Below are 1,978 nucleotides of genomic sequence, written 5' to 3'. Positions count from 1 at the left end.
GTGCGGTAACGATCCACGTTCTGCAAGGTGAGCGTAAGCAAGCGATGCACAACAAATCTCTAGGTCAATTTAATCTAGAAGGCATCCAACCTGCACCACGTGGCATGCCTCAAATCGAAGTGACTTTCGACCTTGATGCGGATGGTATCTTGCACGTTTCTGCGAAAGATAAGTCAACCGGTAAAGAGCAAAAAATCACTATCCAAGCTTCTGGCGGCCTAAGCGATGATGAAATCGAGAAAATGGTGCAAGAAGCGGAAGCGAACAAAGAAGCGGACAAGAAATTCGAAGAGCTAGCCTCTGCTCGTAACCAAGCTGACCAAATGATTCACGGCACTCAAAAGCAAATCGAAGAAGCAGGTGATGCGCTTCCAGCGGATGAGAAAGAGAAGATTGAAGCGGCGATTAAAGAGCTAGAAGAAGCGAAGAAAGGCGACGACAAAGAAGCCATTGATGCGAAAGTTCAAGCGCTAATGGAAGCGTCTCAAAAGCTGATGGAAATCGCTCAGCAGAAAGCTCAAGCTCAGCAGCCTGAAGGCGCAAGTGCTGATGCTGGTCAACAACAAGCGAAGAAAGAAGACGACGTTGTTGATGCAGAGTTTGAAGAAGTTAATGACGAGAAGAAGTAATCTCGTTCAGTTAGAAAGCCGAGTTTCGGCTTTCTAATCGATTTGATGCGGGCGTTAGAGGTAACTCTTACGCCCGTATGTTTGTAATTAACAGATATGTCATTCTAACTAAGCGTGACTAAACCCTACTAGCGCTCTTAGTTAGAACGATATAATCATCACGCGATATTGAGTCGCTTGAAGTAAGAAACTGGTAACGAATAACATGTCAAAACGTGATTTTTACGAAATATTAGGCGTTGGTCGTGACGCATCTGAGCGCGACATCAAAAAAGCGTACAAGCGTCTAGCGATGAAATTTCACCCAGACCGCAATCAGGGTGATGAAGTAGCGGCAGAAAAGTTTAAAGAAGTAAAAGAAGCGTACGAAGTTTTACTTGATCCTCAGAAGAAAGCAGCCTACGACCAATACGGTCATGCAGCCTTTGAACAAGGTGGCATGGGAGGCGGCGGCTTTGGTGGTGGAGCTGGCGCTGACTTCGGTGATATTTTCGGTGATGTCTTCGGTGATATCTTTGGTGGCGGTCGTCGCGGTGGCGGTGGTCAAAGCCGTGCCCAGCGAGGCTCTGATCTTAGATACAATATGGAGCTCACGCTAGAAGAAGCCGTGCGTGGTATTTCCAAAGAGATCGAAGTACCAACGTTGATTCAGTGTGATACCTGTCATGGTAGCGGCGCGAAAAAAGGCACATCTCCAGAAACTTGCGGCACTTGTCATGGACATGGTCAAGTGCAAATGCGCCAAGGCTTCTTTGCGGTTCAACAAACTTGCCCAACCTGTCACGGTAGCGGTAAGGTGATTAAAGAGCCTTGTAATGTTTGTCACGGCAAAGGTCGTAAACAAAAAACCAAAACGTTAAGCGTTAAGATTCCTGCCGGTGTGGATACGGGAGATCGTATTCGTTTATCTGGCGAAGGTGAAGCTGGAGAAATGGGCGCGCCAGCTGGCGATCTATACGTTCAGGTTCATGTTAAAGATCACCATATCTTTGAGCGTGATGGCAACAATCTATATTGTGAAGTGCCAGTCAGTTTTGCAATGGCAGCACTTGGCGGCGAAGTGGAAGTACCAACACTCGATGGTCGTGTGAGCTTAAAGATCCCTGAAGAGACACAAACCGGTCGCATGTTCCGTATGCGTGGTAAAGGCGTAAAAGGTGTTCGTGGTGGCGGTGTAGGCGATCTTATCGTGAAACTGCTGGTAGAAACGCCAGTGAAGCTTAGCTCACGTCAAAAAGAGCTATTACGCGAGTTTGATGAATCTTGTGGTGGCGATGCTGCGAATCGACACAAGCCAAAATCAGAAGGCTTCTTCAATGGCGTGAAGAAATTTTTTGATGACCTAACTA

At 47.0% G+C, this 1,978-nt stretch carries 2 protein-coding genes; both read left to right on the top strand.

Annotation, left to right across the window (positions count from 1 at the left end):
• The coding region (locus tag M9194_RS21500) for an Hsp70 family protein (protein ID WP_250614758.1) at positions 1 to 629 on the top strand (629 nt) is incomplete at its 5' end.
• Between the two features lie 205 nt (positions 630 to 834).
• Positions 835 to 1,978: molecular chaperone DnaJ (gene dnaJ, locus M9194_RS21495; protein WP_250614757.1), on the top strand; the 1,144-nt coding region annotated here is incomplete at its 3' end.

Origin of the sequence: Vibrio sinus (assembly GCF_023634645.1) — a bacterium.
Taxonomy (GTDB): domain Bacteria; phylum Pseudomonadota; class Gammaproteobacteria; order Enterobacterales; family Vibrionaceae; genus Vibrio; species Vibrio sinus.
The sequence above is the reverse complement of the archived record's forward strand: the minus strand, read 5'-3'. Positions and strand labels throughout refer to the sequence as shown.